The 16,865-nt window shown below is 52.6% G+C and carries 14 protein-coding genes; 3 read left to right on the top strand and 11 right to left on the bottom strand.

The features are described 5' to 3' along the window. Window positions 1-2 precede the first annotated feature (2 nt). Complete coding sequence (locus MKJ04_RS00870; protein ID WP_241638358.1) at window positions 3-614, top strand: DUF2911 domain-containing protein; 612 nt, start codon at window positions 3-5, stop codon at window positions 612-614. A gap of 184 nt (window positions 615-798) precedes the next feature. Here the strand turns inward: MKJ04_RS00870 and MKJ04_RS00865 are convergent, their stop codons facing one another. From MKJ04_RS00865 to MKJ04_RS00820, 10 genes are all read right to left on the bottom strand, one after another. Further along, on the bottom strand, window positions 799-1,425 hold the full coding sequence (locus tag MKJ04_RS00865) for a DUF305 domain-containing protein (protein WP_241638356.1): 627 nt from the start codon (window positions 1,423-1,425) through the stop codon (window positions 799-801). 306 nt (window positions 1,426-1,731) lie between these two features. Then, window positions 1,732-2,196, bottom strand: coding sequence for a hypothetical protein (locus tag MKJ04_RS00860; RefSeq protein ID WP_241638354.1), 465 nt, complete (start codon window positions 2,194-2,196; stop codon window positions 1,732-1,734). A 53-nt stretch (window positions 2,197-2,249) separates the two neighbouring features. Continuing rightward, window positions 2,250-4,373 (bottom strand): copper-translocating P-type ATPase, encoded by a 2,124-nt coding sequence (locus MKJ04_RS00855; RefSeq protein WP_410896800.1) that lies wholly within the window; start codon window positions 4,371-4,373, stop codon window positions 2,250-2,252. Window positions 4,374-4,438: 65 nt separating this feature from the next. Then, the gene (locus tag MKJ04_RS00850; RefSeq protein ID WP_241638352.1) at window positions 4,439-5,107 is read right to left on the bottom strand and encodes a DUF2231 domain-containing protein; all 669 of its coding nucleotides are present in this window, start codon (window positions 5,105-5,107) and stop codon (window positions 4,439-4,441) included. A 148-nt stretch (window positions 5,108-5,255) separates the two neighbouring features. Then, on the bottom strand, window positions 5,256-5,855 hold the full coding sequence (locus MKJ04_RS00845; RefSeq protein ID WP_241638350.1) for a helix-turn-helix domain-containing protein: 600 nt from the start codon (window positions 5,853-5,855) through the stop codon (window positions 5,256-5,258). A gap of 217 nt (window positions 5,856-6,072) precedes the next feature. Beyond that, entirely contained in the window at window positions 6,073-6,564 is a 492-nt protein-coding gene (locus MKJ04_RS00840) for a hypothetical protein (protein WP_241638348.1), read from the bottom strand. 591 nt (window positions 6,565-7,155) lie between these two features. Beyond that, a complete protein-coding gene (locus tag MKJ04_RS00835; RefSeq protein WP_241638346.1) occupies window positions 7,156-8,271 on the bottom strand; it encodes an MBL fold metallo-hydrolase in 1,116 nt (371 codons plus the stop codon). A gap of 1 nt (window position 8,272) precedes the next feature. Then, window positions 8,273-8,518 (bottom strand): hypothetical protein, encoded by a 246-nt coding sequence (locus MKJ04_RS00830; protein ID WP_241638345.1) that lies wholly within the window; start codon window positions 8,516-8,518, stop codon window positions 8,273-8,275. Between the two features lie 614 nt (window positions 8,519-9,132). Next, window positions 9,133-10,041 (bottom strand): helix-turn-helix domain-containing protein, encoded by a 909-nt coding sequence (locus MKJ04_RS00825; protein ID WP_241638343.1) that lies wholly within the window; start codon window positions 10,039-10,041, stop codon window positions 9,133-9,135. Between the two features lie 175 nt (window positions 10,042-10,216). After that, entirely contained in the window at window positions 10,217-10,858 is a 642-nt protein-coding gene (locus MKJ04_RS00820) for an MEDS domain-containing protein (protein WP_241638341.1), read from the bottom strand. Between the two features lie 715 nt (window positions 10,859-11,573). Between MKJ04_RS00820 and MKJ04_RS00815 the strand changes: the two genes are divergently transcribed. Both MKJ04_RS00815 and MKJ04_RS00810 read left to right on the top strand, forming a co-directional pair. Beyond that, window positions 11,574-14,633: a PAS domain-containing sensor histidine kinase gene (locus MKJ04_RS00815; protein WP_241638339.1), complete on the top strand. Its 3,060-nt coding sequence runs from the start codon at window positions 11,574-11,576 to the stop codon at window positions 14,631-14,633. Next, window positions 14,620-15,015 carry a response regulator gene (locus MKJ04_RS00810; RefSeq protein ID WP_241638338.1) on the top strand — a complete coding sequence of 132 codons (396 nt, stop codon included), beginning with the start codon at window positions 14,620-14,622 and terminating at the stop codon, window positions 15,013-15,015. Before MKJ04_RS00815 ends, MKJ04_RS00810 begins: the two co-directional genes overlap by 14 nt. A 212-nt stretch (window positions 15,016-15,227) precedes the next feature. Here MKJ04_RS00810 and MKJ04_RS00805 read toward each other — a convergent pair whose 3' ends face one another. After that, window positions 15,228-16,553: an MFS transporter gene (locus MKJ04_RS00805; protein WP_241638336.1), complete on the bottom strand. Its 1,326-nt coding sequence runs from the start codon at window positions 16,551-16,553 to the stop codon at window positions 15,228-15,230. Window positions 16,554-16,865 lie beyond the last annotated feature (312 nt).

The raw sequence follows: 16,865 nt of genomic DNA, 5'->3' as shown, positions 1-16,865 counted from the left end.
CAATGAAGAGAGCATTTCGGCTACTGGCAATGGTAGCAACCACGTCGGCTGTGTTTGTGGCCTGTACAAATGGCAACGAGGAAACAGCGCAGGAGCAGCCGGCTGCACCGGTGGCGGTAGAGGCACAAGAAAACACAGCGGCCTTGCAGGACACCATTAAAGGCAGTATTCCATCTGAAGCCACAGGCAACATTGGGGAGGCAAACCTAAAGCTGGCATACCATGCGCCCGGCGTAAAAGGGCGTACCATCTGGGGCGGGCTGGTGGCCTATGACCAGGTATGGGTGACGGGTGCGCACATGGCCACTACCCTGGAAACAGATAAGGCGCTCGTGATTGGCGGGCAGCAAATACCGGCCGGTACGTATGCCCTGTTCACGATCCCGGGCCGTGAGGAGTGGACCGTGATCCTCAACAAAAACTTTAAGCAGCACCTGGCGGATAACTATGATCAGAAAGATGATGTTGTGCGTGTTCAGGTAAAACCTACCGCGCTGCAGCAGCATCAGGAGAGGCTGAAGTATGAAGTAAACAGCACATCAGATGCGGCAGGCGCCATCCGGATTTCCTGGGACAAAGTAGGGATTGAGCTACCGGTGAAATCCGCCTCTTAATCTCAGGCGGACAGGATGCTGCCAACTTCGACAGATTCAGGAATCTGGTATTTTTGTGCGGCCAGACCATGTATAAAAAAAGCGGCAAAAGGGAGAGCGCGTTTACATCTCATACCCTTTTACCGCTTTTTTTATAGCTGACACTTTTATCCGTTAGCCAAGCAAGCTGTATCGTGGAAAGCAATTAGCGGGGCTGGCCGTGTTCGTTTCTGAACTTGCCGAGGTCCACGATATCTTTCTGTTGATGTTCGATAATCATTTTTGCCTCGTTAAGGGCAGGTTGGTCTTTGCCATGCTTTAACTCGATCTGCGACATGTCTATCGCCCCCTGGTGATGGTGGGTCATGGTTTCAGCAAAGTCGTAGTCCGGATCGTTCGACATGTTGTAGGCTTTCATGTTTTGGTTCATCTTCATCATCGCCTGCTCCATTTCCTGCTTAAACTCCGCCCCAGCTGACGGTGCCGGGGCGCCGTGTGCATCCAGGAAAGCCTGCAGCCTGGCCTTGCTCTCGGTATCTCCATCGATAAACTTCTGCGCCATTTCCTTGAGCTCCGGATGCGTGGCATACTTCAGCACGATGGTCGACATGTCGATGGAGCCCTGGTGGTGGGGCAGCATCATATGGGCAAAGTCAACGTCTGGGTCCATGGTCATCTCCACAGCAGCCATACCCTGCTCCATCTTTTGCATGGCAGCATCCATCTCCGCATGAAAAGCCATGCTTCCCGGGGTAACGTCCTCATCCTTGTTACAGGCCACCGAGAACAGTGCCGTTAAAAGCACTACAGTGTAAAATTTAAGCTTGTTCATAGTCTTGTTTTTAGTTAAACACAATGACATTACGCCAAACGAAAACCAGAGTTTGTGCTAAACCTGCGGTGCAATAATTATGTAAATTTTAATCGGCTTTCTATAAAAACATCTTCCACAGATACAGGATAATTAGTGATTTTAGCAGTACGATTAGGCTGCCTGAGGTATAGCGTCCCGCTGGGGGGGTAGGCTGCTGTGGTGCAAAAAAAGGGTGGCTCAGGAATGGCTTTCACCGTTTTCCCTGGCCACCCTTTTGAGGTTTATACTATGAAACGCCGTTTTACAGCTGTCTCATCGCCTGCTTTACTTTTTCATCTGGCTCATGTTGGACATCATTTTCTGGTAGCAGCCTTCGTCCATCATGCCTTTCTTGCGCATCTGTTGCATCATATGCTGCATCATGCTGCCGTGCTGCATCATCATGCCCGACATCATGGTGCAGTTGGCTGTGTCTTTGGCACAGTCGTCCATCATTTTTTGCATCATCATCTGCATTTGGCTCTTGTCCATGCCAGCCATCATGCCGGCACTGTCACCCATCATGCGGCCCTTGCCCATCATACCGCCATCACCCATCATGTCGCCCATGTTTTTGTCACGCATGGTCTGCATCATCTCCTGGTGCATCTCGTCGTTGTCTAATATCATGTTGTACACTTCTTTGCGTTGGGCCTCATTGTCCATCACGGTTTGCACACTGGCTTCCGGCTGGCAGGCAGTTGCACCGATTACTAAAATCACGAAGGTTACTAAAATTGCATTTCTCATAGCTATATAAATTAAGGTAGGAAAATCCTGTTTGTCTAATTGCCCCGGGGCAGTTACTTGATCTGTTTGCGGAGCAGTTGGGCATTAATGGCCACGATGACCGTACTCATACTCATGAGGGCAGCGCCTATGGCAGGGGAGACCACAATGCCCTGCTGATACAGCACACCGGCAGCCAGCGGAAGGGCGATGACGTTATACCCGGTTGCCCAGATCAGGTTCTGGATCATCTTTTTATACGTAGCTTTTCCAAAGAGTATGAGCGAGGCAATGTCCTGGGGGTTGCTGTTGACCAGAATGATGTCCGCTGTTTCAGCGGCCACGTCGGTGCCGGAACCCACCGCGATGCCCACATCGGCCTGCGCCAGGGCAGGGGCATCGTTTACGCCGTCACCGGTCATGGCCACAAATTCGCCTTTGGCCTGCAGTTCCTTCACTTTCTCCTGCTTTTCGTGGGGCAGCACATTGGCGATGTAACCGTCCATACCCAGTTTGTCGCTCACGCTCTTGGCCACGCGTTCGTTGTCGCCGGTTAGCAGCAGGTTTTTGATGCCGTTCTCTTTCAGTATCCTGATTGCTTCCGCAGACTCCGGCCTGATCTGGTCGCGCATCGTGATGTAGCCAGCCACTTGCTGCGCAACCATAATGTAGACCACCGTTTCCACACCTTCCTCGGCCTGGCTTTCGGGCACCTGCACGCCAAACTCCTTGATGTAATTCGGGCCGACCACCTTTATATCCTTTCCTTCCACAATGCCCTCCAGGCCTTTACCCGGCAGGTAGTTAAACTTAGTGGAGGCAGGTATGGCTATCCCCTCAGCTTTCACTTTGCGCAGGATGCCCTGCGAGATATAATGCTCTGAATTTTGCTCGATGCCAGAAGCAAGTCGAAGGAGCTCCTGCTCGGTATAGGCCTTGTCGAACACCACCACCTGCGCCACCTCATGTGAGCCCTGGGTGAGGGTGCCGGTTTTGTCGAAAATGATGGTAGTAATCTTTCTGGAGTTCTCAAAAGCTGTCCGGTTACGGATCAGGAGGCCGTTGTTTGCTGATACGGCTGTGGAGATGGCAACTACCAGGGGTATGGCCAGGCCCAGCGCGTGGGGGCAGGAGATGACCATCACGGTAACCATACGCTCCAAGGCAAAGCCGAACGTAGAGCCAGCCAGTATCCACCAGGCAAACAGGGTGGCAAAGCCAGCCGTGAGCGCTATAAACGTCAGCCATTTCGCAGCTTTGTCGGCCAGCCGCTGCGTCTCTGATTTTGTCTTCTGGGCATCCTGCACCAGTTTAATCACTTTGTTCAGGTAGCTGTCCTTACCGGTAGTCTGCACGCGCACCTGCAGCGAGCCGTTGCCGTTTATCGAGCCGCCGATCACCTTGTCGTCAGCCTTCTTTTGTACCGGTTTGCTTTCCCCGGTCAGCATGCTCTCGTTAAGGTAACTCTCTCCCTGCGTCACCACGCCGTCGGCGGGCACTTTCTCACCGGGTTTTATCAGGATAATATCGTCTGGCCGGAGCTCGTCCACACTTACCGTAACTGTCTCCCCGTTTCGGATCACCTGCGCCTCGTCGGGCATCATACTGACCAGCAACTCCAGTGCTTTGGAGGCCCCAAGCACAGAGCGCATCTCAATCCAGTGGCCCAGCAGCATAATCACGATCAGGGTGGCCAGTTCCCAGAAAAAGTCCATACCCTCCAGGCCAAAAGCCACGGCTGTGCTGTAGAGGTAGGCCACGGTAATGGCCACCCCGATCAGGGTCATCATGCCGGGTGCGCCTTTCTTCACTTCCTCGGCCAGGCCCTTTAAGAATGGCCAGCCGCCATAAAAGTAGATGATGCTGGAGAGGGCAAAGGAAATGAACATGCTGAAAGGAACATCCAGCGTATACCCCACAATGCCCTGTATCATTGGGCTCAGGACAACCACAGGTATAGATAGCGCAAGCGAGATCCAAAAACGCTTCTTGAAGTCCTCGATCATCATGCGGTGATGGTCGTGGTGGGCGCCCCCGTGCTCCGCATGCTCGTCTTGCGGCGGATGGTGGCGGGTGTCCTTGTGCATGGCCTCGGTATGGCCGTGCAGGGTTTTCTCCTCCAGGCGTTCCTCTATCTTGTCAACTTTCTGTTCGGCTTGATTTTTAGAATTCTGGTGATGCGTATGGTCCTTGTTCATAGTTTCGTGTAAAGGTGATAGGAATTGCCAAATGCCAGACAATGAAGCTGGCAGCAAACACTTTGTTAGTGCCCGTGTTCAGCCTCCAGGTAATTTCCCTGTGGGCCAACGCCTTCAATATGTACGAGTTGTGCCCCGTAATGCCCGGCCATGGAAACGAAATAGGCAGCCCCGGCCAGCAGAAGCGTCACCGCGATGATGCTCCAGCGCTTTCCTTTAAATAGAAACTGATTCAGCAGTTGTCCCCCCGCCGCGATGCCGCTTAGGTAAATGGTCCATTCGGCGTAAAAGTCGTGCTGCTCCAGCACCTGCTTGGCGCGTTCGGTAAGCCCCGAGGTATGCGGGTGTGCAATCTCAGCCACATAATAGGCCATCACGAAACTAACGATAGTAAGGCTCGTGGTGATCCAGTCCAGCTCCTTTTTCAGGAAGATCGTGTTGGCCAATTGCACTGCAGCCGCTACTAACAGCAACACTATCGGAAAATGCACAAACAAGGGGTGCCTGTTCGGGAAATCATCCAGTGCGGCGCGCACGTTTTCCGCATCCTGGCCTTGTGCCGGCTGTGCCGCTGCCGTGACTGTGGGTTGGGTATGGGTACTGTCTGGCGGGAGGACTTCCGCTGCGGTGCTGGCTGTTTTTTCGTGTTTCTCGTCGCCGTGGGCATGGGCGGTGCTACAACTGAGCAGGGTATACAGTAAAGCAATTAGTGGCAGATACAATAATTTTTTCATAAGGTAAAGATTTATCCCAGAGGGAAGTAATGGTTGAGGCATACGTTTAGAAATAGTAATGCGGTAAATCCCCCGGAACCTGCTTTTTGTACTTAGGCACGCAAGTGGTTGTTTTACAGATTCGTGGCGGAGTTTTACAAAATTGTGGCTATGGGAGACGCACGTGCAGGTTGTCGATGGTTTGCCTGCCAAGGCCGCCTTGTTTGCGGTAGTAGTTTGGCGAGACGCCCGTTATCTCTTTAAACTGACTTGAAAGGTGCTGCATGCTCTTATACCCCAGTTTGGCGGCAATGCTGCTAATGCTGTCCTCGTTGTAGGTGAGGAGCTCTTTGGCATGCTCTACCTTCTGCAGAATGACATACTTGCTCAGTGCGACTCCCTCTGCTGCCTTAAACAGCGTGCTCAGCGTAGCATAGTCTTTCCCGAGCGTATCCGCCAAATAGGTGGAGACAGAGATGTTGAGTGCCGCCAGTTTATTCTGGTAAATCAAGTCGATTACTGCCAGCTTGATGTGTTCCACCAACTCCTCCCGCTTGTCGTGGAGTAGCTCAAAGCCGTTTTTTTTCAGGGCCGCCTCTATCGCGTGCATGGGTACCGCGTCGTTGGTTACGATGATTGCGCTGCCGAGCAGCACTTCCTCCACTTCAAGGCCAAGGGCACTGAGGTCGTCCTGCACCACTTTAATGCAGCGCGGACAGACCATGTTCTTTATTTGCAGCACCTGCAGGTGCTTGTTCTCCTTTTCCATATGCACAATTTGTATTGCGTGGCCAGGCAGCTGTTTATACACAGGCGCATGGCCAAAACTGATCTGATATTCTTTATTCGGACGGGCTTGCCAGAGACAGGTATGCGGGTGCAATTCGCTAAAATAGCATAGCGAAACTGCGGTTCATGGCAAGGCCGGGCGTTCGGGACAGGGCACAATGTTCCTGCCTTAGCCGCGGGACAGGCAAAGGAGAATATCAGATAAGGAAGGAGTGCAAAAATATCCTGATGTCAGGGATTTTAGGCGGGGGGGCTTCTGGCGGGGAATGAGACACCGCACGGGAAGCGATTCGGTGCTGCAGGTGCAGCATCGCCAGATACAACTGCGTAATGAAAGGAGCCACAGCTTGCGCCGGAGCCAACACATACACCGACACGGAGGTCTTTACAAAGGGGGCATACTGCTGCTCAGCGCAACAGTGCCCGTCTGCCTCAGATGACTCAGCGTGCGCGTCGGTGGTATGGGTATGGGCATCGCCATGGTGCTCCGCCGTTGCAGTATGGGAGGCGTGTGCATGGCCCTCCTCGTGTGCTTTTCCTTGCACAGCGGTATGGGCAGGCACCGGCTGAAGCTTCTGTGCCAAAAGGGGCAGGCTGCAAACAAACTGCACCAGATACAGACTCACGAACACGGCTAACAGGAGCAGTGTCGGAAGGCTGGTTTTCTTGTTTTGTCTGGTTCTTTTCATGCAGCAATCACAGGGGTACAGTATAGGTATATACTTCAACCAAGACAAATATAGTGAAAATCCTGAAGTTTTGTTCGGGGAGGGTGCTGTCAATAAACCGCTGTTTAACGATTGATATACCGTTCCTATAGCTTTTATGAAGTAGGCCAGATCATGCTAAGCGGCTCAATTTCAGCCAGCGGATAGATCGGGAAGAAACCGAGAGCCAGTATAAATCGCTCACGCTGCCATTTCCCATACCTTAACCCCGCCCCATCAGGTTCTACCCAATCAACTTTACCGACAGCTTACCTTCTTCTAACAGCTCTGTCAGAAAAGTAAGGGTATGCCGCAGCGTTCAAGAGGTTCGTGTTTTGAAGGTATCCGCATACCTTGGCGCAAGCGTCCGATTGTGCCGCTATTAGGCGGCTTGTTAGATTGCATTGTTAGGCACAAGCTGACGCTTGCGCCAGGGAGATTTCATTTGCATTTGAGCAAGTGACTTGCGTGCTCATCAATGGATGCTGGTATTATACCATACCCCACCAAAGCCGCCACAATTAGCGGCCATGGTGGGGGTACAGAGATAAAAAAGTCAGGAGCTCCTGGGGCTTACTCGTGTTGCTGCCACCAGTAAGTTTGCCCTGTCGTGTCCGGGGCTTGGATAACTTCCCCGAGACGGGGCATCATGATCGGGACGCCTCGTCTTTCCGCTTCCGCGCTGAACCGCTGCACAGGGTCTTTCCAGTCGTGGAGGGAGAGCGTAAAAGCACCCCAGTGTATCGGAATGCTGGTCTTAGCCTTCACGTCAATGGCCGCTTGCACCGACTCCTCCGGGTACATATGGATATGGTGCCAATGTTTGTTGTACTGGCCACACTCCAGAAACGCCCAGTCGAAAGGCCCGAGTCTCGCCCCGATCTCCTTGAAGTGCTCGCCATACCCGCTGTCGCCACTCCAGTAGACCCTGCTTGCGGCAGTGCTGAATACCCAGCCGCCCCAAAGGCTCTCCCCACGGTCTGACAAGCCACGGCCCGAGAAATGGCGTGAGGGCACAAACGTGACGTCTATACCTGCCACCGAGGCCGCATCCCACCAATCCAGCTCTGTTATTTTATCGCTGGCGATGCCCCAGCGCAGCAAATGGCGCTTTACACCGAGCGGCACGTAAAAGTGGCCCACCTTTCCGTTCAGCTTCCTGAAGCTGTCGTAGTCCAGGTGGTCGTAGTGGTCGTGGGTGATGAAAACGGCGTCAATCGCGGGCAGTCTGTCGAGGATAAAGAGGGTGCTGTCGGAGTACCGCTTTGTCTGAAAAGGCGCGATGGGAGAGGCATCCGCCCCGAACATGGGGTCGATAAGCAGGTTCTTGCCCGCCATTTGCATCAAACCCGTGGAATGGCCAAACCAGATAAACCGGGTTGCGGACGTATCGTTTACCCAGGCTAAACTGTCGAAGCGCTCCAGGGGCAAGGCTTGCTTCGGCGCACGCTTCTCTTTGTCAGTGAAGTTCGCTTTCAGCAAACCAGGCAGCGTGCCCAGGCTAATGTCCATCACGGTGGTGGTCTGGTTCACGAACTTGTCGCCGTCCCACTGGGCCGAGCGGGTATACCGCTCTTTTTCTTCGGCGCTGATGCGGCCTCCGAACTGGGGGTTTAGGTAGAGGTAGCCCACGCTTAAGCTGAGGATGCTTCCGATGAGTATAAGTATCATGCTGAATATGGCGTTCATGTTAGTTTAGCTGCTTGAGGATGTCCTGGTTCTCCAGGATTTCGTATGGCGCGCCCCGCAGGCCTACCCTGAAAATGGCGGCTGCAAGCTCGGTGCTCTTGATGCTGTATTTTTCACCGAGGAGCCGGAGGACAGGGTATAGCCTTCGCGACAAACGGTATTGGGCGATCTCGTCGCTTTTGAGGCAGTGTTGCAGCACCCGGCTCCCTGCCATGCCTGTGGCCCCGGTGATAATAGCGTTTTTCATTGGTTTATACATCTAAAATTTCAGCCCGTCCGGGTCCGGTATACCCTGGCAAGCGCAGCCGGGAGGTATAGCGCTCACCTGATTTTGTTTAGTCGAGCCCAATCCGCTGTTTGATCATTTTCACAAACCGCGTCCTCATCCAAGCTCTTTCTGGCACTGATTAGCTGCTCAGCATCTGCGCTAGCCCGGTAGCGCAAGGTGACGCTTTCGTCGGTGGCCGCTGTGTAGGAGCCCCCCCTCAATGAAGCTTAGGTCCAGCACATTCAGCTTTGTAACCAGCACGTTGTCCAGTTTGTTAAGTTCTTCTTTTTCGGGGGTGTGCATGGTACCACCACGTTTCAGCCTTTCACCCAGATCAATTTGGCCATTGCTTTTTCCAATACCGGTACTTGCTACTGTAATGATAACATAGTCTTGCTCATTTCCGATGGTTTTTGTTCAGTGTCAATTGTTGTAAACCTTACCCTACAAAGGTCTGCAGGAATAAACCCGGAAAAGAACACGAAACACGGAAGGCAAAACACATTTTACTGAATCGCACCGTAGGTACTGTAGCACAGAAAAGGAAGCTTTCGGGCTTCCTTTTCTGTGATTTGGTAACGCGGTAGGGTATGCTATTTCTGCTCCCGGTAGCTTTGGGGGGTATGGCCCGTTTTTGTTTTGAACAGGCGGCTGAAATAATGCGGGTAGTTGAACCCGAGGCGATAGGCGATCTCACTCACCGTGTCGTTGCTGTTGAGGAGCAGGTACTTGGCTTTGTCAACCAGAAAGTCGTTGATATGGTCTTTGGCGCTTCTGCCGGTCTCTTTCTTGAGCAGGTCGCTGAGGTAGTTTGGGGATAGGTGCACTTTCTCGGCCAGGTAGTGTATGGTTGGCGTCCCGGACTCAGCCATCAGGTCTGCGGCAAAGTAACTTTTGAGGAGCCGGTCAACCTGCGAGACGATATCCTTGTTTTGAGTGGTGCGCGTATTAAACTGGCGCTCATAAAAGCGCGCGCAGTAGTTTAGCAGTAGTTCCAACCCAGACACGATCACGCGCTGGCTGTGGTTGTCGATGCGCTGGTCGTACTCCTGCCGGATGTTGGCCACCAGGTCGGTCAAGGTCTTTTTCTCCTGCTCCGACAAATGCAGCGCCTCGTGCGCGTCGTAGGAAAAGAAGGTATACTCCTCGATATGCTCCCCGAGCGCGGAGGTGCGAATCAGGTCGGGATGAAAGAAAAGCATCCAGCCCTGCCCGGCGTCCTGCGCTGAGTTTTCGGTGGCGGTTACCACCTGGTTAGGGCCTGTGAACACCAGCACACCCTCTTCAAAGTCATAGTAGTTTCTGCCATACCTCATACCACAGCTGCCGCTCTTCAGGGCCACCGAATAGAGGTTTGCAGAGAGCCGCAGCCCAATCATTTCCGGGGTGATCTGCAGTTTGGACACATCGATGATGCTCACCAGCGGGTGCTTTGGCTTTTCATACCCCAGCATCTCGTGGAGCTGGCTAATTGTGTTTATCCGGATAATTTCTTCGGCCATACCTGCTTTATTTAAACTTCCGCCACAAAGCTACAGGCACGTTTTCGAAAGCTGCACACGCAACCCGTAAATGCCAACACTTTTTACGGATATAGCATGTGACGGCATAGCGTAAGTGTGCCGTGTGCAGGATTAAGCAGAGGTTTTTGCGCGGTTATCCGGGGCAGCTAATGTTTCAGGCCCGAAGCCCGGGAGTAGTCGTGTTCTGATAAGACACATCGAACCGGGGCGCGCCGACGTTGGAGATGATTTTGGCGTGCGCGCTGCAAATGCAGGAGAGAGAGGAGGCTGCCTCGTTAGAAAATTCGCTTTTGGGGTATGCGCAGAAAAGAGCGAACGACTCTTTTTCGAAGAAAGCGTTCCACATATTCTCCAGGCGTATGGTGGCTTCGCGGTTGTTCTGTTCCCATAAAATAGCCACCATCTCCCCAAAAACGCGGATGTGCCGTTTGCTGTTGCGCACATTGTCGAATACACCGGTGACCGCCTGGATAAATAGTTGCTCGTCCGGCATACCCTCCCGCATAAACCTGGATAGCATCTCGTCTGCACTGATGGCGATGAACTTGTTGGAACTGCACAGTTTTTCGAGATCCAATCCATCTTCACGCAGTCTTCTCTTTAGCTCGGCCAGGTGTTCAGGCGTGGCAATAACCATCACCGTGTCATCCACCGAAAAGCCGCCTACAGCAAAGTCTTCCAACAGGTTCAGCAGTGCCTCATCGTCTTCATAAAGCTGTAGCACGTGCGAGCAGGGAGCCACTTCTCCCCAGAACGTTTCAGAGTTGCATTGTTCCCAATCGTTGTCTGTAGCCATAGTAATAAGGGTTAAGAGGTGAAACAAGCAAATAGAGGGCAGGCACCTTGTTGGCAGAGATACCGGGATGGGTACATGTATAAGTTACTGTTGAAATTTAAATCCGGCACCCAAATAAAGCTGGCATGCAGTTGCGCTGGCACTGCTATCTATTTATTTGCAACGTGGTCAAATAGGTTAGGTTGTTATCAAAGAGACAAACACCGCGCTGTATAAAATGCTGAAATGCACGGCCATACCTACGGATCGAAAGATGAAGATGCAATTTTCTTTGGGAGTTTCCCTCATATAAAAATGATTTCATGTGTAGACAGTCTTTTCGATGATGAAGAGGTCATATTCTTGGGTATAGCTAATAGCTATTGTTACGCATTTCACTTTTTGTCATCCTATGAAGCTAATCTTGAAGGGGAAAATCTATAAACCGCCAATGAACAAAGTAGAGGCGCTCTTCTTTTTTAGCATAGGAAGTAAAAACTAGCGCTGTTTTATATTAAGATAATTTTTATTTTATCCTTTCAAGATAAGGCCTTACGGTATTATACCCCTCCAGGCTATTAAAAGAGACTATATGGGGCGTTAACTATCATATTAATAACAATAGATATAGTTAATTTCCGATTAATGTTGGAGGTAAAATTGAATTGAGTATTTTGAAACTCAATTTGCAGCTGTGCTGGCAGTTTGCGCAATCTAATTTTCAACGGGAGTGGTGATGAAAGAAAACCTCGACAACATGCTGCAGGAGATGAATGTGGCATCCTTTAACCTGGAGGCAGCTATGGACGGGCTGTGGGTGCTGGACATTGAAGAAGTGAACAATAGCAAGGTGAGTGAAAATTTCTGGGCCACGCTCGGGTATACATCCGATGATCTGGCGGTGCAGGAGCCGCAGCTGCTGGATGCCATACTCCCGGAAAAGCTAAAACTACTGGTGGCAGATTTCCTGCAGCCGAGGCGCAGCATGACCCGTGACATCGAGCTGAAGGGCAAGTTCGGTGCATCCTTCTGGACACGGGCAACAGGCAAGCTCATTTACAACGAAACCAATACGCCCACTCACATCGTGGTATACCACATCGACATCACGGACCTGAAACGACAGGCGCAGGCGATGGAACGGTGCAACGCGGCTGCCAAGGTGGGGTACTGGGAGGTGGACCTGCCTACTTCTGCGGTGCATTGGAGCAAGGTAACCAAGGAAATCCATGAAGTACCTGAAGACTATGAGCCAGACCTGGCAACAGCCCTGACCTTTTATGATGATGAGCAGAGTATCCGGAAAATAAACAAGGTTGTGGCGCGGGCAATAGAGCACGGCACGCCCTACGACGTGAAGGTGCGTATTCGCACCCACCAGGGCCGGTCCAGGTGGGTGCGGGCCATCGGGCAGACGGAGTTTGCCGAAGGAAAGTGTACCCGGCTCTACGGCACGTTTCAGGACGTTAATACCGAGAAGGTAGCCAAAACAGCCTTGCTTCAGGAAAAGGAGAAGCTACAGCATGTGCTGCAAGGCACAAACGCCGGCACCTGGGAGTGGAACGTGCAAACCGGCGAGACGGTGTTCAACCAGCGGTGGGCGGCTATAGTAGGGTATACCCTGGAGGAATTGAGCCCGATCAGCATCCAGACATGGATTGACCTGTGCCACCCCGAAGATATGGAGCTTTCCAACAAGCTGCTGAACGAGTGCTTCGAGAAAAAGTCGGAGTACTATAACTGTGAGTGCCGCATGAAACACAAGCAGGGGCATTGGATATGGGTGCTGGACCGAGGCAAAATAACCAGCTGGACCAACGACGGAAAACCCCTGATGATGTTTGGCACGCACGTAGACATCACGCAAAGCAAAACCGCCGAGCAGGCACTGCTCGAAAAGCAAACCCTGTTCGAGACGGTGCTGGAAAACATCAACGTCGGGATTGTCGCCTGCAACGCAGAGGGCGAGCTTACCTTGTTTAACCGGGCCACGCGCGAGTTTCATGGGCTCCCGCTTCAGACCATACCCCCTTCTGAGTACCAGGCCCACTATAGCTTGTATAAGTCTGATGGCGTAACACCCCTGAAAAAAGAGGAGATCCCGCTTTTAAAGACGCTATGGGAAGGCAACCTCGTGGAAGAGGAGATTGTGGTGGCCCCACGCAACAAGCCTGCCTATACCCTGTCGGTGCAGGGTACCCAGCTCCGGCAGCCAGACGGGAAGGTGCTGGGGGCTGTGGTGGCCATGCACGACATCACGGAAAGGAAACAGACCCTGGAGCAGCTGCGCATTAACGAAGAGACTTTCCGGGGCAGCTTCGAGAACACCGCAGTAGGTATGGCCCTGCTCGACGCGCACGGAAAGTGGCTGAAGGTAAACCCAAGCCTGTGCGCTATGCTCGGGTACACGCAGCGAGAATTGCTGAAGACAAACTTTCAGCAGCTGACCCACCCGGATGATCTGGATGCGGACCTGGTTTTGCTTAGCGAGCTAATCCATGGCAAACGGTCCTACTATCATCTGGAGAAAAGATATTTCCACAAAAACGGCAGTATCGTTTATATCATTCTGGCTGTTTCGATGGTGAAGAACGAGGCAGGCAAACCGCTCTACTTCGTGTCCCAGATCGTGGACATCACGTCGCAGAAGCAGGCGGAGAAAACGCTGGAGGAGGCTGTATCGAAGATGCAAAGCCTTCTGGACGCCAGCACACAGGTTTCCATTATCGGCATGGATGTGGATGGTGTGATCACGTCGTTTAACAAGGGCGCCGAAAACCTGCTGGGCTACGGAAAAGACGAGCTGCTCCACCAGGCGTCTGCCGACAGGCTGCACGTGCGGGAAGAGCTGGAGCAGCGTAGCGCGGAGTTGTCGGCCCACAGGGGGCAGTCCATCGAGGGGCTCCAGACGCTCTTAGCGGTAGCCGACGAGAGGGGGTTCGAGACAAGGGAGTGGACGTTGGTGCGCAAGGACGGCTCGCACTTCCCGGTGCAGCTCACGGTTACGGGCATCCGGGTGCAGCACCAGACCGTGGGCTACCTCGCTATCGCCACCGATATCAGCCATATAAAAAAGGCGGAGAAAGAGATACAATCGCTGCTGGACGTGACCAAAGACCAGAACGAGCGGCTCCGCAACTTCGCCCATATCGTCTCCCACAACCTTCGATCGCACTCCGGCAACATCGTCATGCTACTGAATCTGCTGTTTAAGAAGAACCCCGAGCTCGCCCAACTGGAACTCATCAAGCTGCTCTCCAAAGCCTCGTCTAACCTGGAGGAAACGATCGCGCACCTGAACGAGGTGGTCCAGATCAACCTGTCGGTGAGCGACAGCGTCAGGGGTATAAACCTGAACGAGGCAGCCGAGAGCGGGATTAAAAGCATAATTGCGCTGGCAAATGAGGCGGGTGTCACTATTTTTAATGATATTGATCCTAGCGTCACGATACTGGGCATACCTGCCTACGTAGACAGTATTTTGCTCAACTTCCTGACGAACGGTATAAAGTACCGCGCTGACGAAGCCGACAGTTTTATCAGGCTGTCTTGCGCTGCCGAAAATGACTTTATAGCCCTAAGGATAGAGGATAACGGTTTGGGTATAGACCTGTCCAGGCACAGAGAAAAGCTGTTTGGCATGTATAAGACGTTTCACGACAGGCCTGACTCGCGGGGAGTGGGTCTTTTTATCACGAAAAACCAGATCGAGGCAATGGGCGGAAGGGTAGAGGTTTCCAGCGAGGTAAATAAGGGAACAGTATTTACGATATATTTAAAACATGAAAAAAATTGACATCGCCTGTATCATCGATGATGACCCAATCTTCGTCTACGGCACACGGACTATCATGGAAATGGCCCAGTTCTGTGAAAGCTTTATGGTTTTTCACAATGGCAAGGATGCCTTCGAAAACCTCAAACGCATCATGCTTTCTGGGGAGAAGCTGCCAGACCTGATCCTGCTGGACCTGAACATGCCGATTATGGACGGATGGCAATTTCTGGATGAGTTCATCCAAATCCCGAACTCCAAACCAATCTGCATTTTTATCGTGACAAGCTCTATCGACCCGGTGGATATGGAGAAGGCCAAGCGATACAGTGAGATCAACAATTACCTCATCAAACCCATCTCCATCGAGCAATTGCAGGCAGAGATTGAGCGCACTGCGTAACATAACCATCCTTCGGGAGTAACAGATTCATACCGGCGCTTCCCGATCTTTCGAGCACCCTTCATCATACCTCCGCGCTGTACCCTTGCAGGCGGGAAAACTAAAAATCCCCGGTCCGCTGGCTTCTCACGCAAAGGTGAAAGGCAACGGGCCGGGGATTCAATTTTAGCAATTAAGCTTTACGCCACAAAGGAGGTATGGCAAAGTCTGGTTTAGGCGCGGTGCGCGTCCACGTCTTTTACAATCAGCGTCAGAAAGCCGCCCAGGATCATGGAGCTGCCCCCCAGCACCAGGGCAAAAATTGCCTCGCCCCCGAAGAACCTGTCCATCATAAAACCCAGGATGGAGCCAGCCACAATCTGCGGAATCACGATAAAGAAGTTGAACACACCCATGTAATAGCCCATACGCTTAGCAGGCAAGGCCCCCGCCAGGATGGCATAGGGCATAGAGAGAATGCTTGCCCAGGCAATGCCTACCCCCACCATAGACACGAGCAGCAGCATGGGGTTGGTGATGAAGTATATAGAAATCAGGCCGATGCCCCCCAGCACAAGGCAGATCAGGTGGGTGAGCTTGCGGCTGGTGGCCCTGGCCAGGAAGGGAAGCAGCAGCGCAAACACCGCAGACACGCCATTGTACACGGCAAAGCAAACGCCCACCCAGTCGGCCCCCTCGTTATACAGGGCAGAAGTAGGGTCCGTGGCACCGTACACGTGGCTGGTCAGGGCGCTGGTGGTATAAATCCACATCGAGAAAAGGGCAAACCAGGAGAAAAACTGCACGGCAGCCAGCTGCAGCATGGTTTTGGGCATCTTAAAAATACCCACCACTGCTTCCCGGATGCCGTCGCCGAAGGTGGTGTTGCGCTTCTCGGCCTCAAACTCCTCCATATCCTCTGGCGGGTATTCCTCCGTTTTAAAGACCGTCCAGAGCACGGCAGACAGGAACACCACGCCGCCCACATAGAAAGACCATTTCACGGAGGGAGGGATGACGCCTTCAGGGGCAGTGTTCGAAATGCCAAACCAGTTGGTGAAGATGTAGGGCAGCAGCGACGCCACCACGGCGCCAACCCCAATGAAAAAGGTCTGCATCGCGAACCCAAGCGTCCGTTGGCTTGAGGGGAGCAGGTCGCCCACCAATGCCCGGAAAGGCTCCATGGAGATGTTGATAGACGAGTCCAGGATCCAAAGCATCCCTACAGCCATCCAGAGCACGGAGGCGTTCGGCATCACGAAAAGGGCCGCAGAGGCCAGTATGGCACCTATCAGGAAGAACTGCCTGCGCCGGCCGAGTCTGGGGTGCCAGGTGCGGTCGCTCATATACCCGATTACAGGCTGCACAAGTAGCCCCGTGACGGGAGCCGCCAGCCAGTATAGTGCGATTTCGGTGCCGCCCAGCGTCTCGAAGATACGGCTGACGTTGGCATTTTGGAGGGCGAATCCGAACTGGATGCCCAGAAACCCGAAGCACATGTTCCAGATTTGCCAGAAGCTGAGTCGCTTTTTCTCGAGTGTTAGTAGTGTTTGTGTCATACGGGCTGCTTAAGAATAATGGAGATGGCAAGAACGGGGCTCTGGCAACACAAGCGTATTGATTAAGCAGTTACTCACTCAATTTCAGACAAATTTAAATAAAAAAAGTTTCCTGCCGCGGCCAATAATTCCACTCCCGAAAATACTTACTCAACCCAAGGAAAATCACTGCAATCCTGAACGCATGAGGGGCACAATGCCGTGCCGCATCTTCCGGAAGGCCTTTTCATTTCATCAGAAAACAAAGAGAGAGGATATATGAAATAGAGGACCACGACAGCAGGCGGAACGCAAAGGGATAACCTGAAAAAA

This window comes from Pontibacter sp. E15-1, from assembly GCF_022601975.1.
In the GTDB taxonomy this organism is placed as follows: domain Bacteria; phylum Bacteroidota; class Bacteroidia; order Cytophagales; family Hymenobacteraceae; genus Pontibacter.
The sequence above is the reverse complement of the archived record's forward strand: the minus strand, read 5'-3'. Positions and strand labels throughout refer to the sequence as shown.